General features: G+C 73.1%; 15 protein-coding genes and 2 pseudogenes. 5 read left to right on the top strand and 12 right to left on the bottom strand.

What is annotated here, in order from left to right:
• Nucleotides 1–18: 18 nt before the first annotated feature.
• From LO771_RS24380 to LO771_RS24345, 8 genes are all read right to left on the bottom strand, one after another.
• Nucleotides 19–645 (bottom strand): TetR/AcrR family transcriptional regulator, encoded by a 627-nt coding sequence (locus LO771_RS24380; protein ID WP_230746557.1) that lies wholly within the window; start codon nucleotides 643–645, stop codon nucleotides 19–21.
• A 114-nt stretch (nucleotides 646–759) separates the two neighbouring features.
• Nucleotides 760–1,638 carry a MaoC/PaaZ C-terminal domain-containing protein gene (locus LO771_RS24375; protein WP_230746555.1) on the bottom strand — a complete coding sequence of 293 codons (879 nt, stop codon included), beginning with the start codon at nucleotides 1,636–1,638 and terminating at the stop codon, nucleotides 760–762.
• Nucleotides 1,639–1,689: 51 nt separating this feature from the next.
• On the bottom strand, nucleotides 1,690–2,622 hold the full coding sequence (locus LO771_RS24370) for an SDR family oxidoreductase (protein WP_230746553.1): 933 nt from the start codon (nucleotides 2,620–2,622) through the stop codon (nucleotides 1,690–1,692).
• A 108-nt stretch (nucleotides 2,623–2,730) separates the two neighbouring features.
• The gene (locus LO771_RS24365) at nucleotides 2,731–4,218 is read right to left on the bottom strand and encodes a class I adenylate-forming enzyme family protein (RefSeq protein ID WP_230746551.1); all 1,488 of its coding nucleotides are present in this window, start codon (nucleotides 4,216–4,218) and stop codon (nucleotides 2,731–2,733) included.
• A gap of 64 nt (nucleotides 4,219–4,282) precedes the next feature.
• Nucleotides 4,283–5,494, bottom strand: a complete 1,212-nt coding sequence (locus LO771_RS24360; protein WP_230746550.1) for an acetyl-CoA C-acetyltransferase — start codon at nucleotides 5,492–5,494, stop codon at nucleotides 4,283–4,285.
• A gap of 143 nt (nucleotides 5,495–5,637) precedes the next feature.
• Nucleotides 5,638–7,089 carry an NAD(P)-binding protein gene (locus LO771_RS24355; protein ID WP_230746549.1) on the bottom strand — a complete coding sequence of 484 codons (1,452 nt, stop codon included), beginning with the start codon at nucleotides 7,087–7,089 and terminating at the stop codon, nucleotides 5,638–5,640.
• Nucleotides 7,089–7,595, bottom strand: coding sequence for a 2,4'-dihydroxyacetophenone dioxygenase family protein (locus LO771_RS24350; protein ID WP_230746548.1), 507 nt, complete (start codon nucleotides 7,593–7,595; stop codon nucleotides 7,089–7,091). Before LO771_RS24350 ends, LO771_RS24355 begins: the two co-directional genes overlap by 1 nt.
• A 50-nt stretch (nucleotides 7,596–7,645) precedes the next feature.
• The gene (locus LO771_RS24345; RefSeq protein WP_230746547.1) at nucleotides 7,646–8,662 is read right to left on the bottom strand and encodes a zinc-binding dehydrogenase; all 1,017 of its coding nucleotides are present in this window, start codon (nucleotides 8,660–8,662) and stop codon (nucleotides 7,646–7,648) included.
• Nucleotides 8,663–8,752: 90 nt separating this feature from the next.
• On the opposite strand from LO771_RS24345, the gene LO771_RS24340 reads away from it, so the two are divergent.
• Both LO771_RS24340 and LO771_RS31450 read left to right on the top strand, forming a co-directional pair.
• Nucleotides 8,753–9,610, top strand: a complete 858-nt coding sequence (locus LO771_RS24340) for an alpha/beta fold hydrolase (RefSeq protein ID WP_230746546.1) — start codon at nucleotides 8,753–8,755, stop codon at nucleotides 9,608–9,610.
• Nucleotides 9,611–9,715: 105 nt separating this feature from the next.
• Nucleotides 9,716–9,838 (top strand): annotated as a pseudogene (locus LO771_RS31450) (EamA family transporter); the annotation flags it as partial.
• Between the two features lie 126 nt (nucleotides 9,839–9,964).
• On the opposite strand, the gene LO771_RS24335 reads toward LO771_RS31450, so the two are convergent.
• A complete protein-coding gene (locus LO771_RS24335; protein ID WP_230746544.1) occupies nucleotides 9,965–10,480 on the bottom strand; it encodes a hypothetical protein in 516 nt (171 codons plus the stop codon).
• Between the two features lie 164 nt (nucleotides 10,481–10,644).
• Between LO771_RS24335 and LO771_RS24330 the strand changes: the two genes are divergently transcribed.
• Both LO771_RS24330 and LO771_RS24325 read left to right on the top strand, forming a co-directional pair.
• Complete coding sequence (locus tag LO771_RS24330; protein ID WP_230746542.1) at nucleotides 10,645–10,872, top strand: DUF2945 domain-containing protein; 228 nt, start codon at nucleotides 10,645–10,647, stop codon at nucleotides 10,870–10,872.
• Nucleotides 10,873–10,874: 2 nt separating this feature from the next.
• The gene (locus LO771_RS24325; RefSeq protein WP_230746541.1) at nucleotides 10,875–11,213 is read left to right on the top strand and encodes a DUF3140 domain-containing protein; all 339 of its coding nucleotides are present in this window, start codon (nucleotides 10,875–10,877) and stop codon (nucleotides 11,211–11,213) included.
• A gap of 196 nt (nucleotides 11,214–11,409) precedes the next feature.
• Here LO771_RS24325 and LO771_RS24320 read toward each other — a convergent pair whose 3' ends face one another.
• Nucleotides 11,410–13,071, bottom strand: coding sequence for a cytochrome bc complex cytochrome b subunit (locus tag LO771_RS24320; RefSeq protein ID WP_230746540.1), 1,662 nt, complete (start codon nucleotides 13,069–13,071; stop codon nucleotides 11,410–11,412).
• A 324-nt stretch (nucleotides 13,072–13,395) separates the two neighbouring features.
• Between LO771_RS24320 and LO771_RS24315 the strand changes: the two are divergent.
• Nucleotides 13,396–13,956 (top strand): annotated as a pseudogene (locus LO771_RS24315) (cbb3-type cytochrome c oxidase subunit I); the annotation flags it as partial.
• Between the two features lie 32 nt (nucleotides 13,957–13,988).
• On the opposite strand, the gene LO771_RS24310 reads toward LO771_RS24315, so the two are convergent.
• Nucleotides 13,989–15,166 (bottom strand): IS3 family transposase gene (locus LO771_RS24310; RefSeq protein WP_230746539.1). Its coding sequence is split into 2 segments (ribosomal slippage): nucleotides 13,989–14,950 and nucleotides 14,950–15,166, totalling 1,179 coding nucleotides; the frame shifts between segments, so codons are not numbered across the junction.
• Between the two features lie 51 nt (nucleotides 15,167–15,217).
• Nucleotides 15,218–15,529, bottom strand: a complete 312-nt coding sequence (locus tag LO771_RS24305; protein WP_230746538.1) for an isochorismatase family protein — start codon at nucleotides 15,527–15,529, stop codon at nucleotides 15,218–15,220.
• Nucleotides 15,530–15,862 lie beyond the last annotated feature (333 nt).

Raw genomic sequence — 15,862 nt, 5'->3', positions numbered from 1 at the left:
CGGGGCGGCGGGTTCCGTCTATCCCTCCCTGGCCGGGAGGAGGCCGTGGAGGACGAGGTCGACCCAGTCCTCGGACAGCTCCCGGAGGCTGCCGGCGCCGGGCAGGTCCTCAGGGTCGGCCAGGCGCGTCGTCGAGGTCTCCCAGACGGCGGCCAGCAGGGCCGTGTTGACGGGGCGGAAGGCCCCCACCGCGATCCCGTCGTCGAGGACGGCCCGCAGCACTTCGGTGTAGTAGTGCGAGTAGGCGTGGACGATCGCGCGGATGGCCTCGTGCGACTCGGCGTCCTGCCAGAACCGCCGGGACGTCCTCGTCACGCCTGCCACGCCGAACTGGGTCCACATCCGCAGGCGTCCGACCGGTTCGGTCTCCTTCTGGAGCCGCCGGACGGCCAGGGCGCAGACGTTCGCGTACCAGCGCCTGACCACGAGGGCGATCAGTTCGTCCCGGGACGGCGCCAGCTGGTACAGCGTGGCGAAGGAGGTGTTCAGCTTCTTGGCCACCGCCGCGAGGCGGAGGAAGCGGAAGCCGTCCGCGAGCACCAGCGCCTCGATGCCGTCCAGGATCTCCTCCTGGCGTGGTGAGTACGTGCGTACGGCGGCGGCAGGCGGTCGTGGGACGGTGAACCGTCCCGCGGTGTCGGTCATCACTCTCCAGGAAAAGGCCCGAACGTCGACGGCCAGTCTAGGACGGGCGCCTGCTCCGGGAGCCGCCGCGTGCGGGGCCCGGCCCGGGTGTGCCCGGGCCGGGCCCCGCACGCGTCACGGCGTGGAGACGACGAGGAACGCGTCGCGGACGGCGGTCTCGCCCGACTCGTTCAGCACCGTGAAGTGAGCGGTGAGCGTACCGTCGTCGGCGCTTCCGACGGCCTCGAGGACGGGCCGGATCGTGCCGGGCACGGCCACCGTGGCGCGGAACGAGCAGCCCAGGCGGGTGACGTGCTCGGGCCGGGCTCCGAGCGTGTCCAGCACCCAGTCGACGCCGTGGGCGAGGGTGGCCGACCCGTGGAGGATGAGTCCGGGGAGCGCGACGCCGCGGGCGACGGCCAGGTCGGTGTGGATGGGGTTCCACAGGCGCCCGCACTCGGAGTACACGTGCGGCTCCCCCGCGGGGACGGCGCGGGTGCCGCTGCGGGTGTCCGGGACGGCCGCGGCCGGATCGGGGAGGCCGGGGAGCGGGACCTCGCCGGTCCCGGGTCCGGTGACCTCGACCCCCCGGTACAGGGAGGACATCCAGCTGGTCCAGAGGGGTCCGTCGTCGGACGTGCCGTCGAAGCGGACGGTCAGCAGTGCGCCCGCGCGGGTGCGGACGACGGCCACCACCCGGGCCTCCACGGTGACCTCGGCACCGGCCGGGACGGTGCGGTGCAGGTGGAGGTCGTGGCGGGCGTGGACCCCGCGCAGCGACTCGTCCGGCGGGAGGCCGAGACCGGTCCGGCCGGTGTCCGGCTGCGTGAGCAGGGCCCACTCCGGGCAGATCGGGAAGAGGGGGTGGCTGACGATCCCTTCAGGCCGGGTGGTGTCGAAGTAGGCGGGGTCGCTGTGGCCGAGCCCGGCGGCGTAGGCCATGAGCCACCGGGCGTCCACCGTGCCCTTCCAGGCAGGGAACTCGTGGCCGACGTATGACGTGTCGAGGGGCAAAACCGTGTCCTCGGGGTCGGTGCGGATGAGGGCGGGGGAAGGGGCTGGGCGTCAGCCGGCGGCGGGGACGCGGACGGGCCGGCCGGGGCCCTCCTTGTCGGCGCCGGTCATGTCCGCGTTCGGGCGTGCCTCGGCCATGAGCGCGGCGACCGTGGCACCGAGCAGCGCGGGGTCCGCGACCGGCTCCGCGGTGGGGCCGCGGTGCCAGCCCTCGGAGACGGCGAGCGCCTGTCCGGAGACGTCGAACACGCGGCCGGTGACGTGGCGCGACTCTGCGGAGGCGAGCCAGGTGACGACGGGGGCGATCCAGCGGGGGGCGAGCAGCTCGGCGGTCGCGGCGTCGACCTCGATGAGGTGCTCGGTCATGCGGGTCAGGGCCGCGGGCGCGACGGCGTTGGCGGTGACGCCGTAGCGGTGCAGCTCCTCCGCGACGATCGTGGTGAACGCGGCGATGCCCGCCTTGGCCGCACCGTAGTTGGCCTGCCCGACGTTGCCGTACAGGCCCGAGGGGGAGGTGGTGTTGATGATCCGGGCGTCGGCCGGCCGCCCTGCCTTGGAACGGTCGCGCCAGTACTGCGCGGCGTGCCGGGTGACGTTGAAGGTGCCGCGCAGGTGGACGGCGACGACCGCGTCCCACTCCTCGGGGGACATGTTCACCAGCATCCGGTCGCGCAGGATCCCGGCGTTGTTGACGACCACGTGCAGGTCGCCGAAGTGCTCCACGGCGCGGTGGACCATCTCCCGGGCCTGGTCCCAGTCGGAGACGTCGCCGTGGTCGGCGACGGCCCGGCCGCCGAGTGCGGTGATCTCGTCGACGACCTGCTGGGCCGCGCCGGTGTCGGCGCCGTCGCCGCTCACCGCGCCGCCCCGGTCGTTGACGACGACGGCCGCGCCGTGCCGGGCCAGGGACAGGGCGTGCTCCCGTCCGATCCCGCGGCCGGCACCGGTGACCAGTGCGACGCGTCCTGAGCAGAGCTGGGTCATGGGGTTCTCCTGTGCGTGGTGTCCGACGCCGGGCGTCCGGACGTGTGACGTCCTGATGGGTACTGCCTGATGGGTACTGGAGGGGGTGCCGGGAGGTGCGGCCGGGCCTCAGGCGCGCTCGGCCGCGAGCGCCGAACGCCGGACCTTGAACATCTCGCTCCGGGGCATCCGGTCCACGAACTCGACGGTCTTCGGCGCCTTGTAGGCGGTGAGCCGCTGCCTGGCGAAGGCGATCAGCTCGGCCGCGTCGGGGGCCGCCTGCGCGGGGTCGAGCTGGACGAGGGCGTGGACGCGACGGCCCCACTCCTCGTCGGGGACACCGATGACGACGACGTCGGCGACGGCGGGATGCTCGCCCAGGGCGGACTCCACCTCCGCCGGCACAACGTTGGCACCGCCCGTGATGATCAGGTCGTCCTTGCGGTCGGCGGAGAAGACGTAGCCGTCCGCGTCGCGTCGCCCGAGGTCGCCGACCGACACGAAGCCGCCGTCGATCACCTTCGGGCGGTCCTGCCCCAAGTAGTCGAACAGGGGCTTCTCCACGCCGGTGAGGCGCATGTAGATCTCGCCCACCTGCCCGGGCGGCACCTCGCGGAGCCGGTCGTCGAGGATGCGCAGTTCGGTGCCCGGTGCGGGTCTGCCGATGGTGCCCGGCCGGGCGAGCCACTCGTCGCCGCGGACGATGATGCTGCCGACGAGTTCGCTGGAGGCGAAGATCTCCCAGAGCCGTTCGGCGCCGACCAGGTCGATCCAGCGGCGCTTGAGCCACTGCGGGCAGGGAGCGGTGCCGTGCAGGACCATGCGGAAGCAGGACCAGTCGGCCTGCTCGATGCCAGGGGTGTCCAGCAGCCTGCGCATCATGGTCGGCACCAGCGTCATGAACTGCGGGCGGTCCTCACGGACGACGCGCAGCAGCAGGGCCGGGTCGAACTTCTCCATGAGGAGGATGTGCTGCCCGTCGAACAGCCCGCAGTGCAGCATCATCAGCGGGTTGCCGTGGTACAGCGGCGCCATGACGACATGTCGATGGACGGGTTCGATGCCGAACAGCGTGTAGTTGCCGCCGAACGCGGTCCCCGGCACGATCTCCCCCGGGACCGGCAGCACCACCGCTTTGGAGGAGCCGGTGGAGCCGCCCGTGGGGATGGCCATGGCCCGGGTCGGCGGGACGATCTCGGCGGGGTGGGCGGGAAGGACCGCGGCGTCACCGATGTCGATCACCGGTACGGGCGCCGCGGGGTCGGTGCGGTCGGTCAGGACGACGGCCGGTCCGGTCGCATCGAGAAGCCGGTCCCGTTCCCACTGCGGCACGTCCCAGCGCATGGTGACGATGCCGGCTCCGGCCTTCCAGGCCCCCAGGGCGGCGGCGACGTGCTCGGGGCTGTTGCGCAGCCCGATCGCCACGCGCTGCCCGGCCCGGACGCCGTGGTCGCGGAGCAGGGCCGCCACCTGGTCGGAGCGGCGGTCGAGGTCGGTGTACGTCAGGTCCTGGCGCGGACCGCCGCAGGGGAGGAAGGACAGCGCCACGGTGTCGGGGGCCTCGCGGGCGAGCTGACGGATCCGTGCGCCCAGGGAGACGGGCGGGCGGTCGGTCATCGGTGTGCGCTCCTTTCGGGGGCGGCAGGGTGTGCGTCGTGGGGGGACGGGTCCCCGGTCGCCGTCACGAGAGGCGTTCGACGATCATCGCCATGCCCTGGCCGCCGCCGACGCACATGCTCTCCATGCCGAAGGTCCTGTCGCGCTGCTGCAGGGAGTGGACGAGGGTGGTCATGATGCGGGCGCCGGTCATGCCGAACGGGTGCCCGAGCGCGATGCCGCCGCCGTTGACGTTGAGCCGGTCCCAGCCGATGCCGAGCTGGTCGGCCGAGGGGACGACCTGGGCGGCGAAGGCCTCGTTGATCTCCAACAGGTCGATGTCGGCGGCGGTCAGACCGGCGGTCTTCATGGCGCGGCGGCAGGCCTCGACCGGGCCGAGCCCCATGACCTCGGGGTTGAGGGCGGAGACGGCCGAGGCGACGACACGGGCCAGCGGCGTGAGCCCGAGCGCGGCGGCCCGCTCGGCGCTCATCACGACGACCGCGGCGGCACCGTCGTTGAGCGGGCAGGAATTGCCCGCGGTGACCCGGCCGTCCTCCCGGAACCGGGGAGGCAGGGCGGCGAGCTTCTCCAGGGTGGTGTCGGGCCGGGGGCCGTCGTCGGTGTCGACGACGGCACCGGACGGTGTCGTGACGGGGACGATCTCCTCCGCCCAGAATCCGGAGTCCCGCGCCGCGAGGGCCCGCTGGTGGCTCTGCAGGGCGAATTCGTCCATCGTCCGCCGTGACACCGAGCAGAGGTCGGCGACGTTCTCGGCGGTGTCGCCCATGTCGATGTAGGCGTCCGGCAGGCCCTCGGTGTCAGGTGTCCATGTCCCGCCTTCGGCCTTGAGCCGCGCGGTGCGGGCCTTCGCCGGGCCGAACCGGGGGTTGTCCGTCGCCGGCCGGAAGGCGTCCGCGGAGCCGTGAACGTAGCGGCTGACCGTTTCCACGCCGGCGGCCACGAAGCAGTCGCCCTCGCCGGAGCGGACGGCGTGCACCGCCGTGCGGATCGCCTGGAGCGAGGAGGCGCAGAACCGGTTCACCGTGGTGCCGGGCGTGGTGGTCCAGCCGAGCAGCAGGGTGGCGACGCGGGCGATGTTGAATCCCTGTTCGCCTCCGGGCAGCCCGCAGCCGACGATGACGTCGTCGACGTGCTCGCCGGTCAGGCCGATCGTGCCGGCCGTCTCGCCGATGACGTGGGCCAGCAGGTCGTCGGGGCGTACGTCGGCCAGGGCTCCCTTGCCGGCCCGGCCGATGGGACTGCGGCGGGCGGCGACGATGACCGCTTCAGGCATGAGGTGGCACTCCTTTTCCCGGATGGCGGGATGACGTGTGCTGTAGAAAAAGAACTGATTCTTTACAGTCCGCGGGCGGGATGCGGCCCCGCCCTCCCGGACTCCGCCGGGTGCGGGGCCGCAGTGATGCCTGCCGTGCTCGTTCAGGCCGGACCGGAGGCGGTCTCGCGCGCCCGGGGATCCCGGGCGGGGTCGCCAGGGGGCGCGTCCCCGCCCAGCAGCCGCCCGACCCTCAGGGCGGCCGCGTCGAGGGCCGTCCGCAGGAGCGCGGTCGCCTCGGCCCGCGCCGCGGGTTCCGTCGGCAGCGGCGTACCGACGCGCCGCAGGAAGTCCAGCCGCGACCCGGCCAGCCAGGCGTCGAGCTCCGCGTCCTCGGCCCAGCGCCGCCCGTTGCGCAGGTCGGCGAGCAGGGTGTGCAGCAGGTCGACGTCGTGGTAGGGGTGCGGAATCGGCTCGCACAGCCGGTTCTTCTGGTCGTCGCCGTCGTAGGCGGCTTCGACATGGGCGATGAGCGCGGCGCTGAAGACCTGCTGGCAGGTCCGCACGGCCTGCAGGGTGATGTGGTCGCCCTGGAACACGGGCACCGCCGGCCGCGGCGCCAGGCCGTCGGCCGTGCAGTCGACGTGCACGGTGCCCGGTGTGGTCGGCAGCAGGCCGTCGTCGAGCACGATCGCGTCCGCGCCGATGGACCGCACCCGCCCGAGCCGGACCACGTGCCGGATGCGCCGCAGCCGGTCGAGCTCGGCCCGGGAGACCGTGGCGCACCGGAAACGGGTGGGGCGCACGGACGGGTCGAGCCGCACCAGCCTGCCGCAGGCCTCCAGCCGGTCGAAGAGGTCCTCGACCGAGTCCGCCTCCATGACCGCCCGGAGCTGGCCGGTCATCACCGTGGTGACGTGCTCGGCGAACCGCGGACCCGGCTGCACGAGCGCGCGGTCGTACAGCCATGCGTCGTTGGGCACGATCCAGGTGATGCGGTCCGGATCCGTGCCGTGCTCCAGCAGCCACAGGCAGGCGTCCATCGCCGTCTTGCCGCCGCCCACGACCGTGAAGCGGTCGGGCGGCACGGGCAGGGAGACGAGCGCGTTGGGAGGCACGCACGTGACGCCCGGGGCGACCTCGTAGCCGGGTGCCCGCATCGCGGGCACGCTGACCCGCTGGTACGTCGCGTCCACCGTCCTGACCCGGGCGGAGATCCGGTACTCCTCGCCGGTCACCAGCGAGCGGCAGCGGCCGTCGCCGAGGTACTCGGTCCTCCGGTGGTGGTCGACCCGCCCGGTGGGCAGCAGCGTGTGCGTCATCACCTGCTCGTAGTACGCCCGGATCTCGTCGACACCGGCCAGTTCGTACAGGCCGGCGTTGGTGCCCGACCGGTCGATCCGGTCACTGCCCAGAGGAAGGGAGTTGACGCCGTACCCGGCCGACGGCTGGTGCAGGCGGCAGAAGGGGTAGGCGAGCTGCCAGTGCCCGCCGGGCCGGTCGTGGCGGTCCACGATCGCCACGCTCGCGCCCGTCTCGGCGACCAGCGTGTCGGCGAAGGCGAGGCCCATGGCCCCGGCGCCGACCACCAGGTAGTCGACCTCCGAGTCGCCCATCACCGCTCAATGAGGACGTCGGGCGTGCCGTGGCCGTCGGCCTCGCACAGCGCGGTGTAGATCGCCAGCATGGTGGGGGCGTCCAGCACCCACTGGATCTGCCCGTCGGCGTCCAGGTTCAGGTTCGAGCCGTGGATCAGGAACCACACGTCCGCGGGCCCGTCGCTGTCGTCGGCCACCTTGAGGGTGTGCGTGGAGCCGGCCGGCTCGAACAGGTAGGAGCCGGGGCCGTTGACCTGCTCGGGCGACTCCAGGTAGGACCAGGAGCCGCTGACGGTGAACGCGAACACCGGGCCGTTGTGCCTGTGGGTCTGCACCTGCGTGCCGGGCTTCATGCGGTTGCGCACGACCCACATGCCGGTCCTGAGGTTGACGTGCGTCACCTTCGCATCGGTGTTCTCGTCCAGCGCCACCCAGGGCAGGTCCTCCTCTCGGCGGTTCTCGGTGTTCAGCGCGGCGGGAAGCTCGATCCGCGACCAGTCGACATCGGTGGCGTACGTGGCCATGGCAGGTGGTTCCTCTCGTGCGGGGTGAGTCCGCTCACCCGGAGGCGTGCTCAGCGGTTGGGGTGGACCAGGACCTTGCAGTCGTTGTTCGGCTCCATCAGCGACTCGAACCGCTGCGGCAGTTCGGCGAGGCCGATCCGGTCGGTGACGAGCCGGTCGGCGGCGAGCCGGCCCGCGGCCAGCTGCGCGATGGTGCGGGCGAAGTCGCGGCGCCGGTAGTAGGCGACGAACCGGTACGACAGCTCCTTCGCCACCGAGACCGCGGGGGAGAAGGTGTCCGGCTTCAGGCACACCCCGACCACGGTCACGTGGCCGTCGGTGCCGACCACCTCCGAGGCGTGCTGGATGAGGCCGGGCGCTCCCGCGCATTCGATCACCACGCGCGGAGCGGACCCGGTGATCCCGGCGAACTCCTCAGCCACGGCCTCCTTGGCCGGGTCGACCGTCGCCGCGCCCAGGGACTCCGCGAGGCGGCGCCGGCCCTCCACCGGGTCGCTCACGACCACCTCCCCCGCGCCCAGCGCCCTGGCCCACAGCGCCACCGCGCACCCGACCGGGCCCGCACCCAGGACCAGCACCGGCTCGCCCGCCTCGCGCGGCGTCCGGTCGAGCGCGTGCAGTGCCACGGCCAACGGCTCGACCAGGGCGCCCAGGTCGGGATCGACCGGCTCGGGGAGCAGGAACGCCTCGAGCGCCCCCACCGCCACGTACTCGGCGTACCCGCCGGGACGCTGGACGCCGTTGAGCGTCATCGACGGGCACTTGGCCACGTCGCCCGACAGGCACGCCGCACAGCGGCGGCAGCCGGCCAGGGGGAAGCCGATCACCCTGTCGCCGGGGCGGTAGCCCTCGGCCTCGGAGCCGACGGCCACGACCTCCCCGCAGAACTCGTGCCCGAACACGACCCCGGGGTACTGGGCCTTGTAGGCCTGCGCCAGGTGCAGGTCGGATCCGCAGATCCCGCAGGCATCGACGCGCAGTACCAGCTCGTGCGGCCGGGGCGTGGGGTCCGGAACCTCCCGGACGAGGAGTGATGGCTCGTCAACCGTCAGTACAGCGGCACGCATTGCTGCGTCCCTCCTTCTTCGCAGGGGCCTTGCGCTGTAGCGTAGGGCGAAATATTTTACAGAACAAGACCCTGCGGAAAGGCTTGGACCTTGTTGAGACCCGACACCCGCACGATGCACGGCCGGACGACGGCCCACCTGGGGGGCGGCCCGTCCGACGCGCCGCTCGCCCTCCTGCTGCACGGCTTCCCCGACACGCCCCACTCCTGGGAGCCTCTGGCCCGCGGGCTGCTGGACGCGGGCTTCCGCGTGGTCGCGCCCTGGCTGCGCGGCTACGCGCCCAGCAGTCCGGCCGCGGACGGCGACCACGGTCCGAGCGCGCACGTCGGCGACATCGTGGCCCTGGCGGAAACGGAGGGAGCGGACGAGCGCACCCTGCTGATCGGGCACGACATCGGAGCGGTGATCGCCTACGGGGCGGCGGCGCGCCGACCCGACCTGTTCGGCCGGGTGGTGACCCTGTCGGTACCGCCGGCCCCCGCGCTGGCCGCGCTGGCGGCCACGTACGGCCAGCTCAAGCGCTCGTGGTACACGTTCGTCTTCCAGCACCCGGCCGCGGAGGACCTCATCGGCCTCGACGGCTTCGCGTTCCTGCACGGCCTGTGGCGCGACTGGTCACCGGGGCTGGACCCCTCGCCCCACCTGGAGCACGTGCGGGCCGCCCTGCCCGACCGTGCGCACCTGAGCGCCGCCCTCGGCTGGTACCGGTCGGTGTTCGACCCCCACGCCGCCGACCGGGCGCTCGCCGCCGAGCAGGCCGCGGCAGGCGGCCGCCTCCCCCAGCCGTGGCTCTACCTGCACGGCGCCGACGACGGCTGCGTGGGGGCCGAGGTGCTCCGCCACGTCCCCGGCGGCGTCCCCCTCGAGGGCGTGGGCCACTTCCCGCACCTCGAAGCGCCGCAGCAGGTGATGGCCCACCTGCGACGGTTCCTCGACCACCGGGGGTGAGCGGCGTCGCGCCGCCCCGGGACCGGCCCGCAGGTCCGACCCTGCGGGATTTGTCTTCCCGCGCTGCGGACCGGACGGGCGTGCGTCCGGGCGTGACCTGGCGGCGCCCTGCACCCGGCGGGCGCCGTCCTGCTCGCGCGGAGCGTGCCGGCCGAGCGCATCCACCGCGGCCGACTGATCGGCCTGGACACCGCGGCCGTCGCCGTCAGCCTCCTCGCCCTGCCCTGAGACCACCGCGCCCTCCTCCGGAGGGACCCCGGGGCGCCCGGCCTGCGGTCCGCCACAGGGTCGCGTCGGACTCGCTGTGGCCCGGGAGGCGGGGTGCCGGGGGCGGGGTGCCGGTGGGGGGGGCCGTCAGCGGGGGGAGACGGGTGCCTGCAGGCGGACCAGGCCGGCCACTCCGAACTCGAGCAGGAACGGTGCCGCGTGTCCGGGCTCCAGACCGTGGGGGTGCTCGAGGACGAGGCGGGGGCCGTGTCCGCCGAAGGAGACCTCCCCGTGGGGCGGCAGGGAGACCCCTGCCGTGGACGGGACGTCCCCGGGCCCGGCGCCCTCGACCGCCACGTGCGTCGCGTGGGGCGTCTGCACGAACGCCAGGTGCTCGGGGGCCCGGCCGTCGTTGTGCACGGTCATCACGAGCTCCTCCCGGCCCTGCGCGTCGCGCCGGACCGCCGCGCGGGTGATCGTGAGCGCGGGCCCGTAGGGGCCTGCGGAGGAGGTGATGCGGACGGTGCCCGGCACCGGGGGGCCCGCCGCCGTCCCGGAAGGGCCGTCCGGCGGCGGCGCGTGGCCGGAGCAGGCCGTCAGAACGGCCGCGCCCGCGAGCAGGGCGGGGAGTACGGCCGACGTGCGGGAGGATCGGAGCCCCATGTCTGCATGATGCACGACCGCTCCTCCGGGCGGCACCTCCGCCCGGGCCGGCCCGTTCGCGGCCGGCGGGCAGGGAGCCGGAGGGGAGCCGGATCGTTACGTCCCCGACGGGCCGGGTACGCGTCCGGGAAACAGGCATAACGGACGATCCGAAGGGGAACCGCATGTCGCAGAAGGACCGGAAGCCGCGCCCCGGCGACGAAGTCTCCTGGAAGAGCCACGGCTCGGAGGCGGTCGGCAGGGTGGAGAAGGAGATCACCTCCCGCAGCGAGGAGGCCGGCCGCACCGTCGACGCCTCCCCCGAGGACCCGCAGTACCTGGTGCGCAGCGACAAGTCCGGCCGCACCGCGGTCCACCGCCCGGACGCACTCAGGAAGAAGAAGGGGTCCTGACCGTGGCCGGCGGCCAGGACCGCGACGGGACGGTCTCCGCCTTCAAGGACCTGGTCAACATCCCTCCGGCCCAACTGGAGAAGTGGCTGGAGCGGGACGAGTCCAAGAAGGCCGGCCAGCACCGCGACGGCGGCGAGAGCACCGGCCACGCCTCGGGCCGCCGGATCGTCGGGCTGCTGCGCACGAGGAAGGCGGACCTGAGCGAGGACGACCTGGCACACATGCGCAAGGTCTGCGGCTACATCAGGCGGCACCTCACCCAGCGCCCCTCCGGCGACGTCACCGACACCACGTGGCGGTACTCCCTGATGAACTGGGGCCACGACCCGCTGAAGGACTGAGGCCGGAGACCCTGCGGACCGGCGGTCCCCGCCGGTCCGCACGCCCGGGCAGCCGGCCCGCGTCCGGTGGCGCTCCTCCGGCAGGAGGCGGTGCCCTTCCGGCCTCGGGGCCGCCCTCCGGCCCGCTCCGCTTCCGGCCCCATGCGTCCGGGCGGCCCCGCAGCCCCGTCGGCGGACCGGACCGCCCGCCTGCCGCCTACCGCTCGTCGTCCACCCCGTCCGCACCGCCCGTGCCGCGCGCCGGACCGGCCGTGAGGGCGGCGATCCGCCGCCGCTGTGCATCGGTGGCCGGCATCTCCACCCGGTCGCCGGTGTACCAGGCGCTCAGCGCCGACCGCAGCCGCGCGCGGCGGGGCGCCGCCGCGCCCCCGGGCGGCGCGGGCAGCGGCCGCGGCAGCCTGCGGGCCATGAGGACGTACGCCCGGTCGGCCCCGATCCGGCGGTGCGAGCCCTCGTAGGCACCCTGCACCTCCTGCCGGACAAAGCCGGCCTCCTCCCCCTCCTCCAGCAGCTCGCGGTCGTGCGCCTGGAGCGCCAGGGCTGCGCGCCGGGCCAGCCAGAACGCCGCCGGTGGGACCACGAGGAAACAGACCCGCAGGAACCGGTTCAGCGCGTCGACGGACACGTGCAGCGTGTACGCGAGGACGTCCTGCCCGCCGGCCAGCAGCAGCACCGTGTACCAGGACAGGGCGGCCACGCCGATCCCGGTCCGTACGGGCTGGTTGCGGGGGCGGTCCGCCAGGTGGTGCTCGCCCGTGTCGCCGGTCACCCACCGCTCGAAGAAGGGGTAGGCGTACAGCAGCAGGAAGAGCACGCCGGGCAGGACCACGGCCGGCAGCAGCGGGTTCCAGGAGACCGTGTGCCCCCACAGCCGGGTCTCCGCGCCGGGCATGAGCCGGATAGCCCCCTCCAGGAAGCCCATGTACCAGTCCGGCTGGGCGTCCGTGGAGACCTGGTCGGCCCGGTAGGGCCCGTACGCGAACACCGGGTTGACCTGGGCGACGGCCGACAGCAGCGCCAGCACGCCGAAGACCGCGAAGAAGAACCCGGCCGACTTCGCCGCGTACTGCGGGAACAGCGGCTTGCCCAGCACGTTGCGCCCCGTCGCACCCCGCGCGGCCCACTGGGTGTGCTTGAGGCGCACCACCAGCACCAGGTGCGCGGTGACCAGCGCCACCAGCAGGCCGGGCAGCAGCAGGACGTGTGCGGCGTACAGGCGAGGGATGATCTCGTGCCCCGGGTACTCGCCGCCGAAGAGGAGGAAGCTCAGGTACGTGCCGGCGACCGGCACCGCCAGGACGAAGCCCTGGGCCGTGCGCAGCCCGGTGCCGGACAGCAGATCGTCGGGGAGCGAGTAGCCGGCGAAGCCCTCCAGGAGCGCGAGCAGCAGCAGCGTCACGCCGATCGTCCAGTTGAGCTCGCGGGGGCGGCGGAAGGCCCCGGTGAAGAAGATCCGCAGCAGGTGCACGCCGATCGACGCGAGGAAGAGCAGCGCCGCCCAGTGGTGGACCTGCCGGATCAGCAGCCCTCCGCGCACGTCGAAGCTGATGTGCAGGGTCGAGGCATAGGCCTCCGACAGCCGCACGCCGCGCAGCGGCGTGTACGCGCCGCGGTAGACCGTCTCCGTCATGGAGGGGTGGAAGAAGAACGTCAGGAAGACCCCGGTGAGCACCAGGATCGCGAAGCTGTAGAGGGCGATCTCCCCGAGCAGGAAGGACCAGTGGTCGGGGAAGGCCTTGCGGAGCAGGGACCGGCCCGCCTCCATCAGCGGCAGCCGCCGGTCGAGTGCCGTCGCCGCCCCCTCGGCTGCACGTCCGGCGCGGCGCCCCGGCCGCGTCCTCGTCCGGAACAGCACCACGGCTCCCTCCGTCCTTCCTGCGGGCGGCCTGCCGACGGCTGCACGGCCGCCGTCGGCGGGACCGTGCCCCGTGCCGTCGGCGCCGCCCCGGAGCGCTCCGGGACTCCGCCTGAAAGAGGGCGTCGGTGTGGGCCGCCCGGCCGTCCCGGGCCGCACGGCCCGGGGCCTCCGGGTGCCCCCTTCCGGGCGGACGACGCACGGCCGTCCGGCTCCCGCGCGCCGCCGGCCCCCTTCCGCTGCGTTTCGCCCGGGGGACCCGGTGGAACCCATCGCCCGTTCCGCGGGCCGACGGCCCCGCCCGCGGACCGACGGAGGGAGACCGCGGTGGCGCTCGTCGACAGGCCGTCGCAGCGGACCGCCGGGGAGGCGACCGCCCGGCGGGTCCGGCAGGGGTCGACCGTCACCCGGTGGCTCACCACCACCGACCACAAGACGATCGGCAACCTCTATCTGGCGACCGCCTTCGGGTTCTTCCTGGTCGCCGGGGTCCTCGCCCTGGTGATGCGGGCGGAGCTGGCCCGTCCCGGCCTCCAGGTGGTGAGCGCCCAGCAGTACAACGAGCTGTTCACGATCCACGGCACCGTCATGCTGCTGCTCTTCGCCACGCCCACGTTCACGGGCTTCGCCAACGTGGTGATGCCGCTGCAGATCGGCGCGCCCGACGTGGCCTTCCCCCGGCTGAACGCCTTCACCTACTGGGTGTTCCTCTTCGGCGGGCTCACGGTGCTGGCCGGTTTCCTCACACCCGAGGGCGCGGCCTCGTTCGGGTGGTTCGCCTACACGCCGCTGTCGGACGCGGTCCGCACGCCGGGCCCCGGCGGCGACCTGTGGGCGATGGGCCTGGTCGTGGCGGGCCTGTCCACCATCCTGGGGTCGGTCAACTTCTGAGGTTGCACCCCAAGTGTGGACACCGGGTTTCATGCTGCGAGGTCGAGGCTAGCGGAGTCGATCAAGCGCTGTTCGAACTCGATGGGTGTGAGGTACTGCAGAGCTGAATGCCGGCGGCGGTGGTTGTAGTACGCGAGCCAGCGGAACAGGTCGAGCCGTGCCTCGTCCTTCGAGGTCCACCGGCGCCGGTGCGCCAACTCCCGCTTCAGGCCCTGGAAGAACGACTCGGCCAGGGCGTTGTCGTAGCTGGATCCGACCCGTCCCATGGATCGGCGGATGCCGTGCCGGCGGCAGGCCGCGGCGAAGGCCCGGCTGGTGTATTGCGCTCCGCGATCGGTGTGGAACGCCACGCCTGCGACGTTCCCGCCGCGGGCGGCCACGGCTGCCTCGATGGCATCGACGACCAGGTCCACGCGCATGTGGTCGGCGATGGACCAGCCGATCACCCGGCGCGAGCAGATGTCGATCACCGTGGCCAGGTAGAGCCACGACGATCCGACGGGGATGTAGGTGATGTCGCCGCACCAGCGGACATCGAGCGCTGCGGCGGTGAAGTTGCGCTCGAGCAGGTCCGGTGCCGGCGGCGCGGTGTGGTCCCGCACGGTTGTCCGCTTGCGTCTGCGCAGGTGGAGGCCGACGATCCCGTGCTCGCGCATCAGCCGGGCCACCCGTTTGCGGTTGATGAGCCGGCCGCGGGCCCGTAGCTCGGCGTGGACCCGCGGAGCCCCGTAGGCGCCGGCGTGCTCCGCATGGACTGCCCGGATCTCCGCGGTCGCCTCGGCGTCGGCCCTCTCGCGGGCCCGGCGGGCCTCCACGCCGGCCTGCCACCGGTAGAAACCGGACCGGGAGACTCCCAAGACCCGGCACAGCCGCTGGACGCCGAACTCCCCGGCGACGGTGGAGATGAAGGTCCAGCGGCGGCTCACTTCATCTCCTTCGCGAAATACTGGGCCGCCCGGCGCAGGATCTCCCGCTCCAACTGCCACTCCTTCTCCGCCTTGCGCAGGCGGGCCAACTCGGCCCGCTCGTCCGCGCCCAGGCCACCGGAGGCCGTGTCCGCCTGCTCGGAGCGGCGTACCCACGTCCGCAGCGTCTCCCGGTTCACCCCGAGCTCCACCGCCACCGACTCGACCGTCCGGCCCGTGGACCGGACCAGCGTCACCGCATCCCACCTGAACTCGTCGCTGTACTTCGACGGACGTCCCACCTGGACTTCCCCTCCCGGATCCTCGGATCCGATTGTCAGGGGTGTCCACACTCAAGGGGCAACCTCAAGATCGAGTTGTCCCGTCCGCGCGAACACGTGGGTCTCGATCTCGCTCGTCTCGAGCGGACCGTTCATGCGCCACCCGTTGTCGGTCGGGTAGAAGTAGTGGGACGAGATGAAGACCTCGTATCCGCCCGCCCTCGCCGCCTCGAAGATCCTCTCCATGTTCCCGACGGTCCTGTTCTCCGTGACACTCGCCCCGACCGCCTCCCAGGCCGCCCCGTCCTCGCTCAGCACGTCGTTCTGCGGGTCGTTCTGCGGGTCGATGAACACCACCGCCGTATCAGCCCTGCTGATCTCCACCCGGCACTCCCCAGAAGACGAAGAAAACTGCTGCGCCAGGTTTCCAGAGCAGAGGACCTCCCTTCAGGGCTCATCGAGGCCCGTCGGTACGGGATTTCCTCCTGGTCCGGCGGGCTGTTCCGACAATGGACGGCAGCGTCCAGGCTCGCCGTCCACCCCAGGGTGTGCATTCCGACGAGGCGATGGCGCTGCCGGTCGGCCCTCCATGAGCGACTCTGTCGGGGATCTTCGATGGTCGGTTACTTGCCCTGCCGCCACCAGCATTCCCAGCGCAGCCCGTGGGAGTCGAGGTAGTGCTGGAAGGCCGTGGGGTAGCGGGGGCGGTGGGCGCGT

The organism is Streptacidiphilus sp. ASG 303 (assembly GCF_020991365.1).
Classification (GTDB): Bacteria; Actinomycetota; Actinomycetes; order Streptomycetales; family Streptomycetaceae; genus Peterkaempfera.
Note: the sequence above shows the minus strand (reverse complement) of the source record. Positions and strands in the feature narration are given on the sequence as shown.

Bases quoted from the DNA above. Each gene is read 5' to 3' on its own strand.
- LO771_RS24380 (WP_230746557.1), bottom strand. From the start codon at position 645: ATGACCGACACCGCGGGACGGTTCACCGTCCCACGACCGCCTGCCGCC.
- LO771_RS24370 (WP_230746553.1), bottom strand. From the start codon at position 2,622: ATGACCCAGCTCTGCTCAGGACGCGTCGCACTGGTCACCGGTGCCGGC.
- LO771_RS24365 (WP_230746551.1), bottom strand. From the start codon at position 4,218: ATGACCGACCGCCCGCCCGTCTCCCTGGGCGCACGGATCCGTCAGCTC.
- LO771_RS24360 (WP_230746550.1), bottom strand. From the start codon at position 5,494: ATGCCTGAAGCGGTCATCGTCGCCGCCCGCCGCAGTCCCATCGGCCGG.
- LO771_RS24355 (WP_230746549.1), bottom strand. From the start codon at position 7,089: ATGGGCGACTCGGAGGTCGACTACCTGGTGGTCGGCGCCGGGGCCATG.
- LO771_RS24350 (WP_230746548.1), bottom strand. From the start codon at position 7,595: ATGGCCACGTACGCCACCGATGTCGACTGGTCGCGGATCGAGCTTCCC.
- LO771_RS24345 (WP_230746547.1), bottom strand. From the start codon at position 8,662: ATGCGTGCCGCTGTACTGACGGTTGACGAGCCATCACTCCTCGTCCGG.
- LO771_RS24335 (WP_230746544.1), bottom strand. From the start codon at position 10,480: ATGGGGCTCCGATCCTCCCGCACGTCGGCCGTACTCCCCGCCCTGCTC.
- LO771_RS24330 (WP_230746542.1), top strand. From the start codon at position 10,645: ATGTCGCAGAAGGACCGGAAGCCGCGCCCCGGCGACGAAGTCTCCTGG.